The sequence below is a fragment of the Saccharothrix variisporea genome (assembly GCF_003634995.1).
GTDB lineage: Bacteria > Actinomycetota > Actinomycetes > Mycobacteriales > Pseudonocardiaceae > Actinosynnema > Actinosynnema variisporeum.
Genome location: NZ_RBXR01000001.1, coordinates 4,120,262 through 4,141,248, shown reverse-complemented (window position 1 = coordinate 4,141,248; position 20,987 = coordinate 4,120,262). Strand labels below are relative to the sequence as shown.

Here is a 20,987-nt window from a genome sequence, read left to right as displayed (position 1 = left end):
CGTTATGATGGGCGACGACCTACTGACCAGGGGGTGAACGGTTTCGACTTTGTGCGTTGATCCAAGGGAAGCGTGCCGGTGCAGGCGAGAGACCACCGCAAGCGTCATCGCAAACCAATAAGCGCCGAGTCTAACGACCAGCGCGCGTTCGCCCTCGCCGCCTGAGGCTAGGAGCGACGCTGTCGGCCCGGAGGTGCCTCCGCTCCGGTCGCCGGCATCAGCTAGGGGGCTTCACCTCCGTTCCCGGTCACGGGGAGCGGTAGGGACACCTCACAGTGACTGGGCCCGTCACGACGACTTGTCCGCGTGATCGTCGGGGTCGAGTAGAGGCGTAGCGGACTGCGCACGGAGAAGCCTTGGTGAAACGGCAGAGGACCCGGGTTCGATTCCCGGCACCTCCACTTCGAACCGCGAAACGGCGAGCGCCCACACGGGGTGCTCGCCGTTTTCGTGTTCAGCGGCCTTCGTGCAGGATCGTCGCCAGGTTGCGTTCGGCCAGGGCCGTGATGGTGACGAACGGGTTGACGCCCAGCGAGCCCGGCACCAGAGCCCCGTCGGTCACGTACAAGCCGCGGTACCCCTTCACCCGGCCGTGGTCGTCGGTGGCTCGGCCCAGGACCGCCCCGCCCAGCGGGTGGTAGCAGAAGTCGTCCGCGAAGGCCTTGCCGCCGCCGAACACGTCGTACCGGTACACCGTGCCGTTGGCGTCGTTGATCCGGTCGAACGTGCCGGAGGCGGCGGTGATGCCGGCGCGAGCGCCGCCCCACTGGAGGACGGCCCGGTCGGTCGCGGGGTCGTAGGTGAACCGGCCGCGCTCCTCGTTGCGGGTGATCGCCAGGTACAGGCTGACGTAGGTCTCGATGCCCGCAGGCACCGGCGCGACCTCCGCGAACACCTCCCGGGACGGGTCGGTGATCGCCAGGGTCGGGATCGCGGACTGCCGGGAGCCGGTGGGCTCCAGCAGGTGGTTGTTGCGGGCGACCATGACGTTGCCGTTGGGGCCCCAACCCTCGCCGAGCTCGGCGGGCAGGTCCGGCAGGTCGCCGGTGTCGCGGGCGCGCAGGAGCAGTTCCGTGGTGCCGAGGCTGCCCGCGCCGAGGAAGAGCCGGTCGCACGTCACGTGCTTCTCCGCGACGACCTCCCCGTCCGGCGTGATCTCCCGGACAGCCAAGGCGTACCCGGCGCCCTCGCGGGTGATGCGGGTGACCTGGTGCAGGGGCGCGATGGTGACGTTGCCGGTGCGCTCGGCCTCGGCCAGGTAGCCCTGGTCCAGGGTGAACTTCCCGTGGTTGTTGCCGTAGATGACCTCCGTGCCCAGCGCCGACTTCGGCACCTCGCCCCGCTCCTCGCGCGCCATGTAGTCGAACGAGTAGACGTTGGGCACGAAGGCGGTGTCGAAGCCGGCGCGGGCGGCGGCGGTCCGGGACAGCCGGGCGAACCGGTAGTAGTCGCTGGCCTCGAAGTAGTGCCCCGGGATGTGGTTGACCCGCAGCATCTTGGTGGCCAGCGGGAAGAACCGGTCGTACATCTCCGCCGCGTCCACGGTCGGGAACTGCCGCGTGAAGTAGTCGCGGTCCGGGGTGACGGCCATGCCGCCGTTGACCAGCGACCCGCCGCCGACACCCCGGCCGACGTACACGCCCATGCCCGGGAAGTTCACCCGGTCGAGGGCTCCCGCGTGCCGCCGGATCGGCCGGTTCGCCAGGTCGAGGAACAGGATCCCGTTCACCGGGGCCTCGGTGCGGTCCTTGAACCACATCGAGCGGTGGTCGGGGTTCAGCATCCCGCAGAACACCTTGCCGTCCGGGCCGGGCGTGTCCCACCGCTGCCCCATCTCCAGCACGAGCGTCCGGACGCCCGCCTGGCCCAGGCGCAACGCGGCCACCGACGCCCCGTACCCGCTGCCCACGACGACGGCGGGAACGTGCGTGCCGGACGCCTGCGCGCGGGAGGGGAGGAAGCTGAGGGCGGTGGCACCTAAGAGAGCACGGCGGGTGATCTTCATGTCACCCGAGGTTAGCGGTGTTCCAGAAAATCTTTCACGAGGGTCGCGACCAGGTGCGGGTCGGTCGCCAGCACGGCGTGCGAGTCGTCGTACCGCTCGACGGTGATGTTCGCGGGCAGGGTCGGCAGGTCCCGGGCCAGACCGGCCGCGTAGCTGTCGAACAGCAGCTGACCCGGGAACGGCTTGGTGGCCACGGCCAGCAGCATCGGGCAGCGGACCTCCCGGAAGACCTCGAAGCAGTCCAACTCCTCCATGGCCCGTTGGAGTTCCGGCTGCCCGTACGCCTTGAACCGCTCCCGCAGGTCGGCGATCGCGGCCAGGTCCGGGTCCACGTGCCGCTGCGGCTGGGTCGGCACGCCGTGCCCGTCGACGTCGATCACGGCCGGGCACTCGGGGTGCCGCCGGCCCCACAGCGCCGCGACCATGCCGCCCAGCGACACGCCCAGCACCGCCGGGTTGTCGCCTGCGTGCGGCTCGATCCGGTCGAGCACCGACTCCCAGTCCCACGGCCCTTCCAGCGGTAACGCGACCACCTCGTGCAGTCCGCGCAGCTCCTCGACCACCGGGTCCCAGTCGGACGGCGACCCGCCCGCCCCGTGCAACGCCAGCACCTTCACGCGTTCAGCCTCGCTCTCACCGAGTCCGTGGTGACGCCGTCGGCGTCCTTGACCAACTTCCCGCGCCGCACGAGGTCGTGGACGCCCTGCTTGGTGACGCCCAACATCGCGCCGGCGACGGAGTACGACACCGACCGCGCCGCCGGGTGGCCGACCCGCTTGGCGGTGGCGCGGCCCAGCGGGGTGCGCCACCAGTCGGCGGGCGGGTCGAACGGGCCGTCACCCGGGTAGAGCGCGCCGATCAGCCGGGCGAGCGCGTGCACGGCCGCCTGCTCGTCGTCGCCCTCGATGACGTGCGCGAACTCCCGGGCCAGGGCGTCCACCCGGTCGGGCAGGTCGGCGGCGTCGCCGAAGAGGATCTCGACCGGGTCGAGCAGCCGCGTGCGGATGACCGCGGCGATCTGGTTCGCGAGCACGGCCCACCTCCTTGACGACCATCGTCAAGTACTTGACGGCTGGCGTCAAGTAGCTAGCGCCGGGCGGGGGCGGCGGTGAAGGGGTCCTCCGGCCAGCGGTGCTTGGGGTAGCGGCCCCGCAGTTCCGCGCGCACCTGGGGATAGCCGGTGCGCCAGAACGACGCCAGGTCGCCGGTCACCGCCGTGGGCCGGCCCGCCGGGGACAGCAGGTGCAGCACGACCGGCGCACGACCGTCCGCGAGCCGCGGGGTGTCGGTCCAGCCGAACACCTCCTGCACCTTGACCGGCAGCACCGGCTCCGGACCCGAGTAGTCCACCCGGATGCGCGACCCGGACGGCACCTCCAGCCGGTCCGGCGCCCACTCGTCGAACCGCGCCGCCGCCGGCCACGGCAGCAGCGCCCGCACCGCCGGTTCGGCGTCGATCTTCGCCAGGTCGGCGCGGCGGCGGGCGGTGCCCAGGTCCAGGACGGACAGCAGGGCGTCGTCGGTCGGGTCGGGCCACGGCTCGCCCAGGACGCGGTGCAGGAACGCCAGCCGCTCGCGGGTCCGGGTGGCATCGGCGGACCAGCGCAGGAGGCCGAGGCCTTCTGCGCGCAGGCCTTCGAGCAGCGCGGACCTGGTCGCCCCCGGATCGCGCAAGGGCTTGGCGGACAACGTGATCGCGCCCAGCTTGAGCACCCGGTTGGCGACGACGTCACCGTCCCAGCGGACGTCGTCCTCCTCGACCAGCAGGGTCGGCGCCGCCTGGCGGGCCAGGTCCTCGGACGCCCGCGCGGCCAGCCGGATCCGCCCGTGACTGCGCCCCGGCTCCCGGTCGGCGACCGCGACGGCGAGCCACTCCGCGTCGCCCAACGCCCCCGCCGGCAGTTCCGCCGCCGTCCCGCCGGCCATCAGGTAGACCGGCGAACCAGGGGACCGCCTGCGCGCCAACCGTTCCGGGTACGCGAGCGCGACCACCAGCGCGACGGCGTCCTCGACATTTCGTCCACCGGAGACGCCCTCCACCAGGGCGGCGAGGCGGCGGGCTTCGCGCGGGTCGGCGTCGCGGGTGGACAGCTCGACGCTCGCGGCGGTGCGGTCGTTGTCGAGCACGGCCACCACCTCGGCGGCCGTTCGCGCGCCGACCAGCGCAGCCCCGTCGAGCAGGGCGCGGGCCAGGCGTGGGTGCAGGCCGAGGTCGGCCATCTTCCGGCCCCGGTCCGTGACGTCGGGGTCGAGTGCGCCCAGCGCCCGCAGGACCGAGCGGCCCGCGTCCAACGCGCCCGGCGGCGGGGCGTCCCACCAGCTCAGTCCCTCGCCGGTCGGCACGCCCCAACAGGCCAGCTCCAGCGCCAACCGGGTCAGGTCGGCGGTGCGGATCTCCGGCTCCGGGTAGCGCGGCAACGTGCTGTGCTCGTGCTCCGGCCAGCACCGGTACACCTTGCCCACCGCCTCGCGCCCCGCCCGGCCCGCGCGCTGGTCGGCCACGGCCGCGCTCACCCGCACGGTCGCCAGCCCGGACAACCCGCGCCGGTGGTCCACTCGCGGCACGCGCGACAACCCCGAGTCCACCACGGCCCGCACACCCGGCACGGTCAGGCTCGACTCGGCGATCGCGGTCGCCAGCACCACCCGCCGCCGCGTGCCGGGCCGCAGCGCCGCGTCCTGCACGCCGGACCCGAGCCGGCCGTGCAGCGGGACCACGTCCACGCCGTCCAACAACGCCGTGCAACGCCGGATCTCGGCCACCCCGGGCAGGAACGCCAGCACGTCACCGTCGACTTCGGACAGTGCGCGGCGGACGGCCCGCGCGACGCACGCCTCGATCCGCTCACCCCGCAGCGGTGGCGTGTAGGCGATCTCCAGCGGGTGGGTCTGCGCGGTCACGCGGAGCACCGGCGCGTCCCCGAGCAGCCCGGCCAACCGGTCCGCCGCCACGGTCGCCGAGGTCGCCAGCAGCTTCAGGTCCGGACGCAGCCCCGCCCGCGCGTCCAGCAGCAGCGCCAGCAGCAGGTCCGCGTCCAGGTGCCGCTCGTGGCACTCGTCCAGCAGCACGGTGTCCACGCCCGACAGCTCGGGGTCGTGCTGCAACCGCCGCACCAGCAGACCGGACGTCACCACCTCGATCCGCGTGTCGCGGGAGGTCTTCCGGTCACCGCGCACCGAGTAGCCCACGGTCTTCCCGACCGGTTCGCCCAGCAGGCTCGCCATGCGCGCGGCGGCGGCGCGGGCCGCGATGCGCCGGGGTTCGGCGACCACGACCCGGCCCTCCAGCGCGAGCGGCACGAGGGTCGTCTTGCCGGTGCCCGGTGGGGCGACCAGGACCGTGGTGCCGTGTGCGTCCAGGGTGCGCACGAGTTCGTCCAAGACCCCGGTGATCGGCAGCTCCACGGTGAGCCAGTGTGCCAATGTGGACGCATGGGGAAATGGGGTGTCCTCGGCGCGGCGGTGACGGTGGCCCGTGCGGCCTGGACGATCAAGACGTGGCGTGAGGTGCGCGAGCTGCCGCGCGAGGCCGTGGACTGGGGCTCGGTCACCGCGGTCGTGCCCGCGCGCGACGAGGAAGCCTCGATCGACCGGTGCCTGACCGGCCTGCGCGCGCAGGAGTACGGCGACCTGCGGATCGTGGTCGTGGACGACGCCTCGACCGACCGGACCGCCGAGATCGTGCGCCGGCACGCGGCGGAGGACCCGCGCGTCACGCTCGTGGAGAGCTCCGGTCCGCCGTCGGGGTGGGCGGGCAAGGTGCACGCGCTGCACGTGGGCACCGCCGACGTCCGCTCGGACTGGCTGCTCTACGTCGACGCGGACACCGAGGCCGCGCCGGACCTGGTCGGGCGGCTGCTCGCGGCGGCGAAGGTCGAGGGCGTGGACCTGGTGTCCGCCGCCGGCCGGTCGACCACCTCGAACGCGGGCTGGTGGCTGCTGCTGCCGCCGGTGAACACGGTGCTGTTCGAGGGCGGGTCGGTGGACGGCAGTCGCGGCAAGGCGCTGGCCATCGGGCACTGCATCCTGGTCCGGCGCGAGGCGTGCGAACGGGCCGGCGGGTGGCGGGCGATCGCCGGGTCCCGCAGCGACGACATCGACTTCGCCACGCTCGTGCGCGACACCGGTGGGCGCACGCGGCTGGTGGACACGGGGGAGTCGCTGCACACGTCGGGCCTGGCCACGTTCGGCCTCACGTACCGGTCGATGCGCAAGAGCCTCACCGCGGGCATGTCCGAGCAGGGGCCGACGACGGCGTTCCTGCTGCTCGGCGCGATCGGGTTGGCGCACGTCGCCTACGGGGTGGTGCCGGTCGTGACGACCCTGCGCGGGTCCAAGCCGGGCGCCGTGGCGTGGCTGGGGCAGGCGTTGGCGCACTGGGCGTACTTCCGGCGCGTCGGGCAGCCGGGGGCGGCGGCGGTGGTGGCGCCGGTCGGGTCGATCGCGTTCGGGGTGCTGGCGTTGGACACGGCGTGGCGGACGCTGCGCGGGGGTGCCACGTGGAAAGGCCGTGAGGTACGGGGTTGAGCCGGCCGTGACAGGCTGGGAACCGTGGTCGACCCGCTGAGAGATCCCGACGACCCCGAGCTGCTCGACCCGTACCGCGCCCGCGAGCTGGCCGGGCTGGTGGAGGCGGCACGGCTGGCGTCCGGCGCCGTCCGGTACGGGCGGGTCGGTCGCGTGGGCTGCGCGCAGGTCGTGGTCAACCCGGACAACCCGCTGCCCGGCGGCAACCACGCGTGCGCGCTGGACGGGTCGTCCGCCGAGGTCGCGGGCACGTTGATGCGCCTGGAGCAAACGTTTGCGGACGTGGGGCGGGCGGAGGCCGTGGTGTACGCCTCGCCGACCACGGTCGCCGAGATCGAGGGCATCGCCGACGACGCCGGCTGGTACGCGGTCGAGGAGGCGCTCGCGGTCGTGCACCGCGGGCCGGCGGAGGTGGCGCCGTCCGTGCGGCGGGCCGTCGACGCGGATCTCCGGGGCATGGCCGCGCTGCTCGCCGACGACCTCGGCGCGGAACCCGTGCGGCTGGCCAAGCACCTGTGGCAGCGGCTGGACGACCCGCGGTGCGTGTTCCTCGCCGTGGACGACGGCGACCGGCTCGCCGGGTTCGCGAGCGGGTTCGCCGATCGTGGGGTGGGGCTGGTCGAGCACGTCGTCGTGCGGCCCGCCCGGCGGCGGCGCGGGGTCGGATCGGCGCTGGTCAGTGCTGCTGTGGCGGCGTTGCGGGACCTGGGGGCGTTGCTGGTCGCCGCGCACGTGGCCGAGGGCGGTGCGGGGGAGCGGTTCGCGGAGGCGTGCGGGTTCGGAAGTGGGTATCCCGTAACCGCCTATGCACGCAGAGTCGACGAGTTGTTGGATTGAGTAATTAGTTGACCCTTCGCATATCCTTAGCACAGCTAACGGAGAGCGAGGGGTGCCCAGTGCCGGGGATCGAGACCACGTCCAAGCCCCGGTTGCCCAGCGAGGTGTGGGTGCTCGTCGCGGCGAGCTTCATCATCGCCATCGGCTTCGGCATCGTCGCGCCCGTCCTGCCCGCCTACGCCAAGGGCTTCGACGTCGGCACCACCGCCGTGTCCGCGATCGTCAGCGCGTTCGCCCTGGTCCGGCTGCTGTTCGCGCCGGTCAGCGGGCGGCTGGTGGGCCGGTTCGGCGAGACCCGGATCTACGTGTGGGGCATCCTCATCGTGGCGCTGGGCACGGCCGCCTGCGGCTTCGCCACCGCGTACTGGCAGCTGCTGGTGTTCCGGTCGTTCGCCGGCGTCGGCTCGACCATGTTCACCGTCGCGGCCGTGGGCCTGCTCATCCGGATCACCCCGGCACCGCTGCGCGGGCGGGCGTCCGGGCTGTGGGCGACCGGGTTCCTGCTGGGCAACATCGCCGGACCGATCGTCGGCGCGGGCCTGGCCGAGATCTCCATCCGCGTGCCGTTCGTGGTCTACGCGGTCGCGCTGATCCTCGCGGCGACGGTGGTGTGGTGGTTCCTGCGGCGGTCCACGCTGGCCGCGCTGGACTCCGCGCCGCAGGCCACGATGACCGTCGGCCAGGCACTGGGGTCGCCCGCCTACCGCGCCACGCTCGCGTCCGGCTTCGCCAACGCCTGGGCGGTGTTCGGCGTGCGGATCTCGCTCGTGCCGCTGTTCGTGGTGGAGGCCCTGTACGGCAGCCCGGCGGTGGCGGGCATCTCGCTGTCGGTGTTCGCCGCCGGCAACGCGGCCGTGCTCATGGTCTCCGGCAAGCTGTCCGACAGCATCGGGCGCAAGCCGGTGGCGCTGGCCGGCCTCCTGGTGTCCGCCGGCGGCACGATCTGGCTCGGGTTCACCACGAACGTGCCGATGTTCATGGCCGCCTCGCTGATCTCGGGCATCGGCGCGGGCCTGCTCAACCCGCCGCAGAACGCGGTCGTGGCCGACGTCATCGGCGCCAAGGCCAAGGGCGGCCCGGTGCTGGCGGCGTTCCAGATGGTCGGCGACTGCGGCGCGATCATCGGCCCGCTGCTGGCCGGCCTCCTGGTCGACCACGTGTCCTACAGCGCCGCGTTCACCCTTACGGGGTCGATGATGCTCGTGGCGGTCGTGTTCTGGTTGTTCGCGCCCGAGACCCTGCCGCGCGAGCCGTCCGAGCACGTCGCGGAGGTCGTGGCCAACGAGTGCGGTGCGATGGACGAGGGTCCCGAGGTGCCCACGGGGGAGCGTCTAGCGGGTCGACCGCGTCAGCCGGACGCGTGAGCACTCAGGTTCCACTCAGCATCTCTCGGTAGCCTGCGGGCGCAGTTGACCGGGAGGAAAGCGACGTGGGTGGCGCTGAGCGCAACGCTCGGAAGAAGAAGCAGGAGCAGCAGGCGGCCAGGGCGGTGGCCGCGGCACGCGGGTCGAGCGGGGACCGGAACAAGGTCGTCATCGGCGTCGTGGTGGTCGTGGTGCTGGCGCTGGTGGTCATCGGCGGGGTGATCTGGACGTCCAAGTCGTCGTCGTCCTCGGACTTGAAGCCGCCCACCGAAGTAGCCGGCGTCAACGCACCGATCGTCCGCGAGGGCGGTGTGGTCGTGGTCGGCAAGGACAGCGCCAAGGCCACCATCGACCTGTACGAGGACTTCCTGTGCCCGGCGTGCGGGCAGTTCAAGAAGATCTACGGCGCCCAGATCAAGCAGGAGATCGAGAAGGGCACCCTGCGCGTCCGCTACCACGCGATGCCGTTCCTGGTGAAGCTGTCCAAGCCCGAGGGCTACTCCCGCGACGCGGCCAACGCGGCGCTGTGCGCAGCCGACCAGGGCAAGTTCTGGCAGCTGCACGAGGCGCTGTTCGCGGCCCAGCCCGAGGAGGGCGGCCCCGGCTACACCAAGGACAAGCTGGTGCAGATCGGGACCGACCTGGGCTTGGCGACCGACAAGTTCAAGCCGTGCGTCGACGCCGGGACGTACGAGAAGGACGCCCAGGCGGAGCTGGACGCCGTGCGTCAGCAACCGTTCTTCAAGGGCACGCCGAGCGTGGCCCACAACGGCCAGGGCGTCGACGTGGGCGACGAGGACTGGATCAAGAAGCTGGTGGGCTGAGCCCTCGGCACCGGCGGCTCGCCTAGGTCCACCGACCCAGCCGCCGGCCTCGCCCATCTCCGTACCCTGCTGCATGACTGCCACCTCGCACGTCAGCCCACCTCTCCCTCCGCGCCACCGTCAGGCGCTCCTGCACACTCCCGTCCGGCGACCCGACCACAACCCACAGCCGCTCCGTCATCCCGCCCGACAACGGCAACACCGGTCGCTCCCAACCGCATAGCCCTGTGATGCCCCCCGAGCCACTCGTGAACAGCCCGTAGCCGTACGCGTTGTGGATCAGACTCCCCTCGCGTGGCCCCCACACCCCGCCGAACCTCCGGCCGCACACCCTCAGCGTCCGGCTCCACCCACGCCACAGCGCCCAGGCACCCCGGTTTAGCAGCCAAAACGCGCCAGGGGTACCCCCGATTTCCATCCACGCGGTGGCATGTTGTACGGTATTGCCACACGAGAACGGCAGCCCAAACCGCCGGGAAACGTGACAGCACGGGGCTGTGGCGCAGCTGGTAGCGCATCACACTGGCAGTGTGAGGGTCAGGGGTTCGAGTCCCCTCAGCTCCACTAGCAAAAAGGCCGTCTACCGATCACGGTAGGCGGCCTTTTTACCGCAACCAGTACCGCAACGCGTGGCTAACCCGCGCTCTCCTCGTCGTCGGTGAAGAAGACGTTCATGGTGTCCAGCGCTTCCCGCTGCACCCGCTCGATGACCTCCACGTAGGTCCCGGTCGTCACCGTGATCGAGCTGTGCCGCAGGATGCGCTGGACCGTGGCCGCCTCGACACCCATCGAGAACAGCAGCGTCGCGCACGAGTGCCGCAGGTCGTGAACCCGCACCTGGCGCACGTTGGCTTTTCGGCACAACGCGGCGAACATCCGGTTGACGTTGCGCGGCTCGATCGGCCCGCCGAGCTTCGTGGTGAACACCAAACCCGACTCGCGCCATTCGTTGCCGCCTCGAACCGTTCTTCGGCCTGCCGCTTCCAATGCGCCTTGAGGACTTTCACCAACGGAGCCGGGAGCGGGATCGTCGCGTTCGACCCCTCCGTCTTGACCTCACTCAACTTGAGTTGGCGGTCAACGCGGTGCAGCGCCTGCCGGACCGTCAGCCGGCCACCCACCAGGTCCACGTCCGTCCAGGACAGGCCGAGCGCTTCGCCGCGCCGCAAGCCGACAGCGAGCGCCACCGCCCACAGTGCGTACAGGCGGTGGTCACGTGCTGCGCCCAGCAGTCGACGCGCCTCCTCGGCGGTGAACGCACGCACCCTGTGCCCGTCCGTGACGCCGAGCTGGACCAGGCGGGCAACGTTGCGGGCGAGGAGGTCTTCGTCCACCGCGTCCTGAAGCGCGGCCCGCATCACCCGGAGCAGGTGCCGGATCGAACTTGCCGATAGGTAGGCCTTGCAGCACTCCGGTTGTGCCTTCGCGCAGCACTGCGCCTTGCCGTTCCTGGTTGCCGCCCGCGCCGCGTCCTTGCCCTGGGCGCAGCACTGGCACCGGGTGCGCAGGCTGTTGAGCCACGTCCGGATGTGGGCGGCCTGCAGCGCTCGCAGCTTGCGCTTGCCGATTCCCGGGATGATGTGCAGCCGAACAGCACCCTCGTAGGTGGTGAAGGTGGTCCGCCTGATCGACGGAATACCGGGATCTGTTGTGCGCGCTCTACAGCAAGACGGCCGAAGAACTTGGGATCTCGGTTGCGCCGGCTCAGGCCAGGTCAGACGTTGGTCTTGTGTACTCGTCATCACTCGCCGAAACCCTTGTGACGGTCGGGAATCTGGCCGAGTTCGACGTTCAGCGCCATCCAGGCGTGGTGTCGGGGCACTTCTCCGAGGAGGCGATCTACGCGGCCTGCCTCGACTGGCTTTTCACGTCACCTGTTGCAGACCGGCAGCCGAAGGCTGGCAGTCGAGTGACCGAACGAGATGTAGCAGCGATCATGGCCACGACGGTCATGTTCGACGGTATGGACCGGTCCTTCGGTGGAGACCAAAGCCGGGACCTAGCGATCAAGTACCTGCACGACCACGTCGTACCCCGGTTGCACGGCACGTATGACGACAAGGTTGGCCGCGATCTCTTCCATGCGGCGGCTGTCTTGTGCGAGGTGATCGGGTACATGACATACGACAGCGAGCGCCACGCGCTGGCGCAGCGGTACTTCATCCAGGCGCTACGTCTAGCCAAGGAGGCCGGGTCGCCTGCCTACGGGGCGTTCGTACTCACGACCATGAGCCACCAGGCGATGTACCTTGGCCGGCCCCAGCAAGCCCTTCGTCTCGCCGAGGCTGCACGGCAGAGCTACACCGGAACGCACGTTGCCACAGTCCAGACCGAAGCGGCCATGCACGCAGCGCGGGCCTACGCGGCATTGGGGGACGAGGCGTCCACGACGCAGGCGCTCCTTGCCGCGGAAAGGTCATTTGCGCTGCAGGACCCCGCAACTGGGCCGGATTGGGCGTCGCACTGGGGCGAGACGGTGTTCGCGGCCTTCGCTGGTGCGACGTGGCTCGACTTGGCCAAGCCGGGTCAGGCTCGACCGCATCTCGTGAGAGCCGCGCAGGACGCCAACGGGCAGGCTCGCCGAGTGGTCTACAGCGCCGCCCAACTCGCGCGGCTGGCGATGCTCGACGGTGACGCCGAGCAGGCAGCGGCCCACGCGATGACCGCCGCCGACGCAGCCGCAGGCTTGGAGTCCAAGCGCTCAACCAAGGTGGTCCGAGACCTGCACCTAGACTTCAAGGAGCAGGCCAACGCACAGCCGATCCAAGCGTTCCTAGCCCGTGCCCATGACCTGTTGGCGGAATGAGGCGAGCTTGAAGACCGACCCGAAGCCGAGCACGTGCGTCGACGCCGAGACGTTCGCTGCCGACGTGGCGCTCGAAGGTCCTCCCGAGGTCGAATTCAACCCTGGCATCGCAGGGCGTATCCCTGCGAAGGGGTCTGCTGGCGGTGCGCTGGTAAGGGACCGGAACGGGCACGTGCTGTTCGTGACGCCCCGCTACAAGCCGTTCCTGTACATCCCGGGCGGCATCGCGGACGCGAACGAGTCGCCAAAGGCGGCGTGTCAGCGCGAGGTGGCCGAGGAGATCGGGATTGAGCTTCGACTCGGTTCCTTGCTAGTCGTGGACTGGGTTCCCCAAAACGGGGTGTGGCGCGACAGCCATCAATTCGTATCCGACGGTGGCGTGCTCACGCCCGAGCAGGTCACTGCCCTTCGGACTCACGATGACGAGCTTGACGGCATGAAGTTCCTCTCGCTCGACGCTGCCGCTCCGCACATCCACCCATCGCTGTACCGGCGGCTTCAACTGGCCATCGAAGCGGCTGAAACCGGCCGTACCGTCTACGCGGAGTTCGGTCGAGCGCTGTAGTCGTGTTCAGAGTTTCTTTTCTTCATCAAGGCGGCCCCCTCCGGGGGCCGCTGGCCGTTGGTGCCCAAGCCGATGCCGAAGGACTGACGCCCCAGTTGTGCGGACGCGCCCAAGCCGGCCTGGCGGCCGGCGGGCGCGCCGCCGAGGAAGGGCGTCGGTCCCGGCGTCGGCGAGGCACGGCCAGCGGCCCCCGGAGGCGTCCGCAAAGATCAAAAGATGCGCTCGCCGCGCGGCAGACCAACAGGATGACCAAGAGCGGCGGCAGGCTCGCCTTCCAGCGTGGTTCCGGGGGTTCCTGTCATCCCGTCGGCCTCCCGAAGGGCTATCGCACCAGCTGGGGAACCTGCGAGCCTGGCACCGCAGCCGCCGGTTGGGCTGGCATGTCGCAGCCTCCCCAGCTGGTGCGATAGGGCTGCGCCAGGCCGACGGGATGACAGGAACCCCCTCCTTTTGCATACATCCGGCGCAGTCACGGGATGCACAGATGAGCGGCCGGCCGTCGGCTGTGCGTCGCGGTACTCAGAAGCCGCAGTGTCGTGTAGCCCAAACGGGTGCAAGTTGTGTGCGCTGTGTAACCGCCATCACTGCCCGCTCGATGTAATTGCTATAGCAATCTCGCCAAGGTGTGGGCGTGTAACCGAACCTGTCAGGGCTCTGAACTGGGGTTATGGCTACATTTTTACTCTTGACGTTGTATAGAGTTTTGCTTACCCTTGACAGGTAGCAAGGGAAAGAGGCATGATGGCCGACGACATCAGCAAGCTCATCAAGTGGGCAGAGTCGCAAGGCTGGACAGTCGAGATCTCTGCTGACGGCTACAGGCGGTTCTTCAATCCGGACGGCGAGTACGTCGTCCGTTATCCGAAGACGCCGGGCAAGTCGCGTCGGCGTTGGCTAGACGTCCTGACCGCAGTTCGCGCACACGGACTGCCGTGGCCTGCACCATCAAAGTCCGAACTACGGGCGCAGCGACGGAAGGAGGGCCAGTGATCACCGACGAGTGGGTTGTCCGTGTGGTGCTCGCCACGGCAGCCGAGGTCTCTGGGGCTCAACTCGACAAGATGGCGGATGCTGCCGACGATCGGGACGCCACTGCCGCGCGGTGGGCTGCTGGGACGGGGATTGTCGTCACCGCCGATGCTGACGCGGCCAAGGGTCGGGATCAGGGGGTCAGTGCCGCGATCGACTGGGCTCTTAAGCTGGTCTCTGAGGTCGGCGGTTGCGACGACGCCACCCCCGTGGACGTGCGGTTCATGACGCTTGAGGCGTACGAGGCGGAGGCTCTGCGTCCGGATATCCCGGAACTGGTCAGCGCAGCGGACGCTGCTGACATCCTGGGCATCAGTCGGCAGCGTGTTCACCAGTTGATGACGTCGAACGTGAAATTTCCGGCACCTGTCGCACGCGTAGCTACTGGGCCCCTGTGGACGCGGGCCGCAATCGAGTGGTTCGACTCGGTATGGGAGCGCAAGGCTGGTCGTCCCGCCAAGCTCGCTCCCGTGACGTCAGCCCCATCACCGGTACGTGCTCTGTCCAACTCCATCACGGTTGTTCGTGAGGTAGCTGCGAATGTCAGCAAGTGGACGACGCGCGAAAAGCGGTCTCCTCAGCGGACACCAACTACCAAACACGTTCAGAAGTCGGATCGGAGCGCAGCTGCGCGCGCTCCGGGGCCGAGGCAACCGCGCTGATCGAGAGTGGCTTCCGTCAACGGCTGGCAATCTTTCGCTCACCAGCACAGCGACCGTCCGACCGCAACGTTGACCGCAACGACCACACCTGGAAGCTTCCATGAGCACCATGCGGCGTTGAGCCCGACCGGGCAAACCCCTGTCGTCGCTGAGGTGCGGGTTGCTGGCAGTGTGAGGGTCAGGGGTTCGAGTCCCCTCAGCTCCACAAGTAAATAGCTCGTCTTATCCGCCCGCTGACCTGCGGTAATGCAGGTGGCCGGCGGTCTTGTTCTCTGTCCATTACGGACTGCGGTGGCCACGCTGGAGCAAATCTGGAGCAGGCGGGCGCTTCGGACGAAATGTCGTCGGCCATGTGCTCCAGGTCTCGGTAGCTCGACTGGGTGGGCCGACATGGCCGTTTCGGCGGTCCTATGTGCGTTTTCTGTATCGACGGTGATAGCTGGTGCTACATTGCGGCATGAGCCGGTCGCAGAGTGTGACGAAGTGAGGCCAAGATCGGCTGGCGAGGCGTTGGGTTACAGCAACAGCACCAAGACCAGCCTCGAGGACAGCATGACGGTGTAGCCAGTGAGCGCCCCCACGAGAACATCGAGTAGACCGTTGACGGGGTGATCTTGTGGCGTTGACGAAGTTCGTCGACCAGGACTACTCCCGCGCTGGCCAAGCCGTGCAGGACTTCATCAACCGGGTCCACACCACGATCGAGACGGCGATCGACGGCCTCCATCGGACGCAGCAGCAGCACGTAGAAGCCGAGAAGCTCGTTGGTGAAGGGCTGCGCCGGGTCTATCCGGAGTGACTAGGGGACGAGCACGTGGGCTTTCTTCAGACCGTGATCACAGTCTCTTTGCTGCCGGACGCGGGGAAGATCGACCGGTTCGCGGCCCGGCACGCTCCCGGCCTGCCGTCCATCGCGGCAACCTCGGGGGCATTCGGGACATTGAGCCGGAGTCGTTCCGCCGGATCGAGCGGGACATGTGGGACAACACCGGGCAATCCGACGGCGCGGATCAGTTCGGCCAGGCGATCGACGGCTGCGTCAAGGGCTTGGAGACGGCGGCCAATCAGCTTCGACATGGACCAGTGAGGCGGGCAACGCCTGCACCGGTTCGTGCTCGGCATCATCGGTGTCATCATCGCCAGGTCTGACCTGGATCGGTGCCATTGCAGGACTTGTCCTCGGAGTCCTGCGGAGCTTGGCTGCGTGGTGGTACTCGCAGAAGTTCGAGGCCGACGAGCAGATCGCCAAGCACGCCGCGCCGCCCGCAGACGCCGCCAAGGCGATGGAGTCGAGTTGCCAAGCTCCAGCCCTGAGAGGGGACGTGGACCATGTTGCGAGCTCGCATCACGATCGTGGCCTCGTGGTGGCGTGCGCACTGGTCTTCGCGACCCTCTTCGGAGTCGCGGTGCGGGGCTCGCCGAGGTCGCATCCACGTGACAGTGGTGCGGGCACGACGTGACGGGACAATTCGCGTCGGCCGAGGTGGTGGCGGAGTTGCGCCTCTGCGCCACCCCCGGCCGTCGTCTGGCGAAGCGGTGGGGTGACCTTGGTGGTGCCGATCGCGCCTGTCGTCGCGAGCGTGGTGTTCGCGGTGATCGGAACGGTGATCGAGCAGGCATTTCAACGGTTCACGCGGTCGTAGGGAGGAAAATGCCGCTGAGTTGCTTGGCGCAGTCAGTGGGCGATCTTCGGCCTGCGGTGCACTGAGCGCCGTTGGATGATGTGTGACACCGTCCGCCGGACGTCCATCCCGACGGCCAACTGGCTCTTGGCGCGTGGCAGCCGGTGCTGCGGACGGCGCTTGCCGAAAGCGGCGCACGTTTGAACGGTGACCGGCGGTTGGGGCGAGGTGAGGTGTTCCCTCCCGGTTGCGCTGAGGACCACCTCGCCGCCCGGAGCCCTGCGCTACGGGCGGCGAAGTCGTCTCAGCGGCGGCGGGAGCGCTTGCGCAAGACTTTCAGCAGGTGCGAAGTGAGTTGCCGAACGTCGTTGGGGGTGTTCTGCAGGTTGTTCCAGCGTCGTTCCTCGCCGTCGCTGAACTTCCACGTACCCGAGGTCCATGCGACGTGAGGCTTGAGGCTCTCCAGTGCCTCCTTGAGTTCCACGGTCTTCACGCCCTCGGCCGGAACGTCCTCGGTGAGGGTGTCCATGACGAAGCCGAGCGACTGGATGCCGACACCGTGGGTGAGCCGCGAGTTGCGGGGAGGCTTGCTCCACTCTTCGGGGAACACTTCGCGCACGACCGACCAGAAGCCGATCAGGTGCGTGAGCATGCGTTCTACGTCGCCGGATCCGTCGACGGGGTTGCGGTACTGGTAGAGCGCACCTTCGAAGAGGCTGTGTTCGACCATCTTCAGGACGCTGTTGTCCTTGATGTAGCCGTTGGGCGCGGTCGGTGACGCGATGATGCGGTAGAAAGGACTGCGCCTGCTGCCGTTCAAACGGGTCATCAACTGCGCCGGCAACCGGCGCCGCACGTAGGAGTCCGGCAGTTGACCGGTCGTGTCGGGAAGCAGTTCGTGGATCAAGCCCTTGGGCAGCGCCTTCGTGGAGTTGACCAGGATGAACTGCGAGCGCTGCTCCTCTTCGGAGTCCGCCTTGAACCCGACGACGGCGACGGGGAACTCCGCGAGGTCCGCGTCGCGGATCGCCGCGCTGCGTTGCTGACCGTCCACGAGCCATGCGGGTTTCTCGGCTTCGGACAGACTTTCGTCCACCTCGATCACCAACTCGCCCGGCACCGAGTAGTCGACGGTGTCCGTGGGGATCATGAGGGACGGGACGAACTCGATCCGGTCGTTGAACGCGACGACGATCGCGTTGGGCAGCATCGCACCGTCCGACTCGAGGTACTTGCGGATGCCGCGGATGTGGCTGAGCACTTCCGGTCGCTGGTAGCCGTGCAGCTGTTCGCCATCGTCACGGCGGATGCGCGACACCGCTGCGAAGCTGTGCAGCTTCTTCCCGTCGACGGCGAAGCAGTAGATCCGCCGACGCCCCTGCCTGACCTCCAGGGCCGGGAGTCGCAGGGTGTACCTATCAGCCACTTTCTCTCCTAGTTCAGGGGACCATCTAGTCGGGAGCCGCTCAGGTGGCCAGTGTGCGCATTTTCGCCTCCAACACGGTCAAGTTGTGGAACCCACGCCGTTTGTTGCGCTCTGTGCCGCGGAAGATCGCGATCTCGATGCCGTGCTCCTTGCACAGCGCGCAGGGGCAGGACTTCCAGGGGCGAGCCTCCAGCGTCCTGCGGTAGTGGGCGAGGTAGCTCTTCTTGGTGGGCGTGCTGCCCAGGACGAGCGTCTCGTAGACGGCAAGGGCAGCCATCACCTCGTCCAGGTCCACGTTGTCCTTGTCGTAGTCGCGCAGGGCCGCGAGGCAGTTCCGTTCGGCGGCGATGGCGTCGCGCTGCGACACCGCGCCGGAGAGGATCGCCCTCTTCAGCGCCGGGTTCCCATCGACTTGAGGCACGCGCACGGCGGTGTAGGCACCGTCCGCGGTGTGGTAGTTGTTCCGGTCGTCCATAAAGGCCTGCCGAAACGCGGAGGTGCTGTCGAAGCTGGTCACGCCGTGATCGGCGAAGCGCTCCATGCTGTCCACCCGGGTGATGCCGAGCAGGTGGAGTTGGGTGTCCGGCAGCAGCAGCGGTGAGATCTCTTCGAGGCAGGCGAGGATCTCGTGTGTCTTCAGCGGAACCATGCCGCCAAGAGCGATCCTGCGGTAACCGATGTTCTGCAGGCGGGCCACGCTGTCCGCGTAACTAGCGGGACTCCAGCCCTGGGCCGCCCCTACCGGCTCCACCGCGCTGTCGCGCTCCTGCACGGCGGCGTAGAACTTCTCAGCCAGCTCCAGTGAGATGTGGCGTCGCTTGACCCAGGCGTCATCGACATCGGACTCGCCGGCACCGGGCATGTAGCCGAAGATGACGTGGTCGATGCTCACACCGGCGTCGAAATCGCACTCTTCGTAGAAGTCGAGCACTTCGTCGACGGTGTACGGAGGGTGTTCCTCGTCGACGTAGTTGAAGGCGCCGCAGTCGCCGAGGCTCGACATGCTCTCGGGAAGGCGGAAGAACTTGCGGACGCCGAGGCGGTACAGCCGGGCTCGCTGTGGTGCCGCGTACTTGCCCGACCCCTTCATCGAGCCGTCGACGATCGCCTTGCTGACGAGGATGCCGTCGTAGGGCGACGGTTTGGCCACCTCGTGCGCGTACACGTCGTCGCGCTGCCGGACACGTGTGGGCAGGTACTCGTCGTTGATGAAGTCGTAGGTGGGACTGACCAGGTCCTGGCTGTCCGGGAAGTAGAATTTCACGACGCGTTCCTCGACCTGACGTACACGCGGATGATGAAGTTGGACAGCACGCTGATGTGTCGCGGGGTGTTCTGGAGTTCGTTCCACGCGATGTTCAGGTCGCTCCAACGGCCCTTGGTCCAGTGGCAGTGGTCCGCCACGTGCGCCAGTTCCCTGCGCATCTGGTCGACGACGTCCGAGGCCTCGATGTCGACGTTCGGGACGATTTTGTCCATGAGCCGACCCATGGCCCTGATCCCGACGCCGTGCATCAACCGGCTCTTCGTCGGCGGAAGGCCCCACGCGTCCGGGAAGGTCTGCTGAACGGCGGTCCAGTAGGCGATCAGGACCTTGCGAATCGCGGCGGTGTCGATCGTGCTGTTGGACAGGTTCCGGTAGAGGAACAGCACACCGGCGGACGAGTTGAGCGACTCCTCCACAGCGGCGGTCAGGCTGTTGTCGGTCACCACGGCGGTACCCCGGTGCTCGGGGCTGGTCGAAGGTCGTTTGATCAAGCCGTGGAACGGCGAGTCGCTGTCCTGGTTCAGCATGGTGACCAGTGCGGACGGGAGCTTCCTCGCCGACAGCTTCGCCGGCAGTGGCGTACCCACCTCGGGCAGGAGTTCCGACACGAGGTTGGCCGGCAACGGGGACACCGTGTTGACCCGGAGGAACTGGTCGCGTTGTGTGGCGATGTCCTCCGCCACGAATCCCGCGACGGTCACCGGCAGTCGACTCCTCTTGGTCCTGGCCAGCGCCAGGCTCCGCTGCTGGCCGTCGACGATCCACGCGGGTCGAGGTTCGTCGTCGTGCTGCGCCATCGGGATTTCCAGTGTTCCGCTGGTCGCGAGGCCGTCCGAGGCGCTCGGCCCCGGACTGGACCGGAAGCGCACGGAACTCGGCAGGGCCATGATCAACCCGTTGGGGAACAGCACCTCGTCGCTGTCGAGGTACTCGAGGATCTGCTGGACGTGCTGTTTCTTCTCCGGGCGCTGGTAGCCGAGCAGGCGGCCCGCCTCGTCCCTGGAGATCCTGGCGACGTCGGCGATCTTGGCCACTTCCTCGGCGGCGAGGGTGAAGATGTAGAGGGGGATGGTCGGGTGCTGATGGACCTTCAAGGCCCTGCGCTTGAGGTTCACCGCTCTCCCACCGTCTCGGAGAAGAGGTTGGCGAACCTCTTCTGCTCACACGCCCTGCCGCTCGCCCGGAGTTGCCGGTGCAACCTCGTTCGGGAGACATCCGGTTGTTCCGCCACCGAGGCGCGGATGAACGCCTTGACCTCCGCATCGGTCATCGGCGTGCGGTTGTAACGCTCTGGGTGCGCATACCGCTGCACCCAGCGTTCCCAGGAGCCACTCGTGCTGGGTGACAGCAGATCCCCCTCCTCGCACTGGGCGAGCCAGGTAGCGGCCATCCGCGCGTTCAGCCCTGTGAGAGTACCTCCCAGCGCTTTGCGCAGGGCCCCGTCCGCCGGTACGTGGTGCACGCCGTCGATCGTGTCATCGTCGGCCGAGCCTCCGATGAGCAGCACGTCGTGGCCGTTGGCGGCCAGTTCCCCCAACTCCGGCTTGAGCACGCTCCCGTAGACCTCGGAGAGGATGAGGAGGACCGGTCGGTTGCGGCCCAGGGTTTCGACTCGCGACCCACCCACGTGTTTCCGGAGTCCCTTCCACCACCGTCGTCGATCGACTACGGCAGCCGCGACCGTGTCGGGGCTGCCGGGGCTGAACGTCGCCGCGTACGCGGGGAAGCGCTTCTTCGCCGACTGCAGGCCGAGCCCGGCGGAAGCCACCCAGAGGTCCGGTGTGAAACCGGCGTCGACCGCCGCTTGGAGCACAGCTGCGGCCTGGACCCATTGCTCGCCCTTGTACAGGTCCATGAGCGGGACCCGTTGCTCGGCGGTGCGCAGACGCTCGGCCCACTCCTCCAACCGGGCGTCGACCGCACCATCAGGTAGGGAACTCGCGCGAAGAGCAGGTGACGGATCGAACATCTTACGGTCCGTGCAGGTCACAACCACGGATAGTTGTCTCACGCCTCGCGGGCTCCCTTGAGGGCTAACTCGACCGCAGTGCGG

Annotated in this window: 18 protein-coding genes, 1 tRNA gene, 1 other RNA gene and 1 pseudogene; 11 read left to right on the top strand and 10 right to left on the bottom strand. The window is 68.8% G+C overall.

All coding sequences use genetic code 11. From position 1 onward, the window contains the following. Positions 1 to 29 precede the first annotated feature (29 nt). Positions 30 to 404: a transfer-messenger RNA gene (gene ssrA, locus DFJ66_RS18290) on the top strand. Positions 405 to 454: 50 nt separating this feature from the next. Here the strand turns inward: ssrA and DFJ66_RS18285 are convergent. The 4 genes from DFJ66_RS18285 to hrpB are packed head-to-tail and all read right to left on the bottom strand — an operon-like array spanning position 455 to position 5,410. Next, positions 455 to 2,005, bottom strand: coding sequence for a GMC oxidoreductase (locus DFJ66_RS18285; RefSeq protein WP_121222651.1), 1,551 nt, complete (start codon positions 2,003 to 2,005; stop codon positions 455 to 457). An 11-nt stretch (positions 2,006 to 2,016) separates the two neighbouring features. Continuing rightward, positions 2,017 to 2,622 (bottom strand): alpha/beta fold hydrolase, encoded by a 606-nt coding sequence (locus DFJ66_RS18280; protein ID WP_121222649.1) that lies wholly within the window; start codon positions 2,620 to 2,622, stop codon positions 2,017 to 2,019. Continuing rightward, positions 2,619 to 3,038: a hypothetical protein gene (locus tag DFJ66_RS18275; protein ID WP_121222646.1), complete on the bottom strand. Its 420-nt coding sequence runs from the start codon at positions 3,036 to 3,038 to the stop codon at positions 2,619 to 2,621. Before DFJ66_RS18275 ends, DFJ66_RS18280 begins: the two co-directional genes overlap by 4 nt. Positions 3,039 to 3,091: 53 nt before the next feature. Continuing rightward, positions 3,092 to 5,410: an ATP-dependent helicase HrpB gene (hrpB, locus tag DFJ66_RS18270; RefSeq protein ID WP_121231364.1), complete on the bottom strand. Its 2,319-nt coding sequence runs from the start codon at positions 5,408 to 5,410 to the stop codon at positions 3,092 to 3,094. Positions 5,411 to 5,437: 27 nt separating this feature from the next. Here hrpB and DFJ66_RS18265 point away from each other — a divergent pair, with 27 nt between their 5' ends. From DFJ66_RS18265 to DFJ66_RS18245, 5 genes are all read left to right on the top strand, one after another. Continuing rightward, positions 5,438 to 6,532 (top strand): glycosyltransferase family 2 protein, encoded by a 1,095-nt coding sequence (locus tag DFJ66_RS18265; protein ID WP_121222644.1) that lies wholly within the window; start codon positions 5,438 to 5,440, stop codon positions 6,530 to 6,532. Between the two features lie 24 nt (positions 6,533 to 6,556). After that, positions 6,557 to 7,369, top strand: coding sequence for a GNAT family N-acetyltransferase (locus DFJ66_RS18260; protein ID WP_121222642.1), 813 nt, complete (start codon positions 6,557 to 6,559; stop codon positions 7,367 to 7,369). Between the two features lie 59 nt (positions 7,370 to 7,428). After that, on the top strand, positions 7,429 to 8,733 hold the full coding sequence (locus DFJ66_RS18255; RefSeq protein ID WP_211351215.1) for an MFS transporter: 1,305 nt from the start codon (positions 7,429 to 7,431) through the stop codon (positions 8,731 to 8,733). A gap of 65 nt (positions 8,734 to 8,798) precedes the next feature. Then, positions 8,799 to 9,557: a DsbA family protein gene (locus tag DFJ66_RS18250; protein WP_121222640.1), complete on the top strand. Its 759-nt coding sequence runs from the start codon at positions 8,799 to 8,801 to the stop codon at positions 9,555 to 9,557. Between the two features lie 491 nt (positions 9,558 to 10,048). Beyond that, positions 10,049 to 10,121, top strand: a tRNA-Ala gene (locus DFJ66_RS18245). A 69-nt stretch (positions 10,122 to 10,190) separates the two neighbouring features. Here DFJ66_RS18245 and DFJ66_RS45035 read toward each other — a convergent pair. Beyond that, positions 10,191 to 10,544 carry a tyrosine-type recombinase/integrase gene (locus tag DFJ66_RS45035; protein WP_281276622.1) on the bottom strand — a complete coding sequence of 118 codons (354 nt, stop codon included), beginning with the start codon at positions 10,542 to 10,544 and terminating at the stop codon, positions 10,191 to 10,193. A gap of 77 nt (positions 10,545 to 10,621) precedes the next feature. Beyond that, a pseudogene (locus DFJ66_RS45465) lies at positions 10,622 to 11,299 on the bottom strand (tyrosine-type recombinase/integrase); the annotation flags it as partial. Between DFJ66_RS45465 and DFJ66_RS18235 the strand changes: the two are divergent. From DFJ66_RS18235 to DFJ66_RS42825, 5 genes are all read left to right on the top strand, one after another. Then, positions 11,206 to 12,363, top strand: a complete 1,158-nt coding sequence (locus tag DFJ66_RS18235; RefSeq protein ID WP_170199029.1) for an NsdA family TPR-like regulatory protein — start codon at positions 11,206 to 11,208, stop codon at positions 12,361 to 12,363. The pseudogene DFJ66_RS45465 and the gene DFJ66_RS18235 sit on opposite strands and share 94 nt — an antisense overlap. Before the next feature lie 7 nt (positions 12,364 to 12,370). Next, positions 12,371 to 12,928 carry an NUDIX domain-containing protein gene (locus DFJ66_RS18230; protein WP_246029807.1) on the top strand — a complete coding sequence of 186 codons (558 nt, stop codon included), beginning with the start codon at positions 12,371 to 12,373 and terminating at the stop codon, positions 12,926 to 12,928. A gap of 741 nt (positions 12,929 to 13,669) precedes the next feature. Continuing rightward, the gene (locus DFJ66_RS18225) at positions 13,670 to 13,918 is read left to right on the top strand and encodes a hypothetical protein (RefSeq protein WP_121231359.1); all 249 of its coding nucleotides are present in this window, start codon (positions 13,670 to 13,672) and stop codon (positions 13,916 to 13,918) included. Continuing rightward, complete coding sequence (locus DFJ66_RS42165) at positions 13,915 to 14,619, top strand: hypothetical protein (RefSeq protein WP_147459298.1); 705 nt, start codon at positions 13,915 to 13,917, stop codon at positions 14,617 to 14,619. Before DFJ66_RS18225 ends, DFJ66_RS42165 begins: the two co-directional genes overlap by 4 nt. A 622-nt stretch (positions 14,620 to 15,241) precedes the next feature. Further along, positions 15,242 to 15,418, top strand: a complete 177-nt coding sequence (locus DFJ66_RS42825; protein WP_170199507.1) for a hypothetical protein — start codon at positions 15,242 to 15,244, stop codon at positions 15,416 to 15,418. A gap of 1,127 nt (positions 15,419 to 16,545) precedes the next feature. On the opposite strand, the gene dbpB (DFJ66_RS18215) is transcribed toward DFJ66_RS42825, so the two are convergent. From dbpB (DFJ66_RS18215) to DFJ66_RS18200, 4 genes are read right to left on the bottom strand one after another with little or no spacing between them, the layout of a single operon-like run. Beyond that, positions 16,546 to 17,667 carry a DGQHR domain-containing protein DpdB gene (gene dbpB, locus DFJ66_RS18215; protein ID WP_121222634.1) on the bottom strand — a complete coding sequence of 374 codons (1,122 nt, stop codon included), beginning with the start codon at positions 17,665 to 17,667 and terminating at the stop codon, positions 16,546 to 16,548. A 40-nt stretch (positions 17,668 to 17,707) separates the two neighbouring features. Then, positions 17,708 to 18,931, bottom strand: coding sequence for a tRNA-guanine transglycosylase DpdA (dpdA, locus tag DFJ66_RS18210; protein WP_121222632.1), 1,224 nt, complete (start codon positions 18,929 to 18,931; stop codon positions 17,708 to 17,710). Beyond that, positions 18,928 to 20,049, bottom strand: a complete 1,122-nt coding sequence (gene dbpB / locus DFJ66_RS18205; RefSeq protein WP_121222630.1) for a DGQHR domain-containing protein DpdB — start codon at positions 20,047 to 20,049, stop codon at positions 18,928 to 18,930. Before dbpB (DFJ66_RS18205) ends, dpdA begins: the two co-directional genes overlap by 4 nt. Continuing rightward, on the bottom strand, positions 20,046 to 20,903 hold the full coding sequence (locus DFJ66_RS18200; RefSeq protein WP_147459296.1) for a hypothetical protein: 858 nt from the start codon (positions 20,901 to 20,903) through the stop codon (positions 20,046 to 20,048). The genes dbpB (DFJ66_RS18205) and DFJ66_RS18200 overlap by 4 nt, the downstream gene beginning before the upstream one ends. Between the last annotated feature and the right edge of the window lie 84 nt (positions 20,904 to 20,987).

Excerpts from the sequence above, each read along its gene's own strand:
- DFJ66_RS18285 (WP_121222651.1), bottom strand. The coding sequence starts at position 2,005 with ATGAAGATCACCCGCCGTGCTCTCTTAGGTGCCACCGCCCTCAGCTTC.
- DFJ66_RS18265 (WP_121222644.1), top strand. The coding sequence starts at position 5,438 with ATGGGGAAATGGGGTGTCCTCGGCGCGGCGGTGACGGTGGCCCGTGCG.
- DFJ66_RS18225 (WP_121231359.1), top strand. The coding sequence starts at position 13,670 with ATGGCCGACGACATCAGCAAGCTCATCAAGTGGGCAGAGTCGCAAGGC.
- DFJ66_RS18200 (WP_147459296.1), bottom strand. The coding sequence starts at position 20,903 with ATGTTCGATCCGTCACCTGCTCTTCGCGCGAGTTCCCTACCTGATGGT.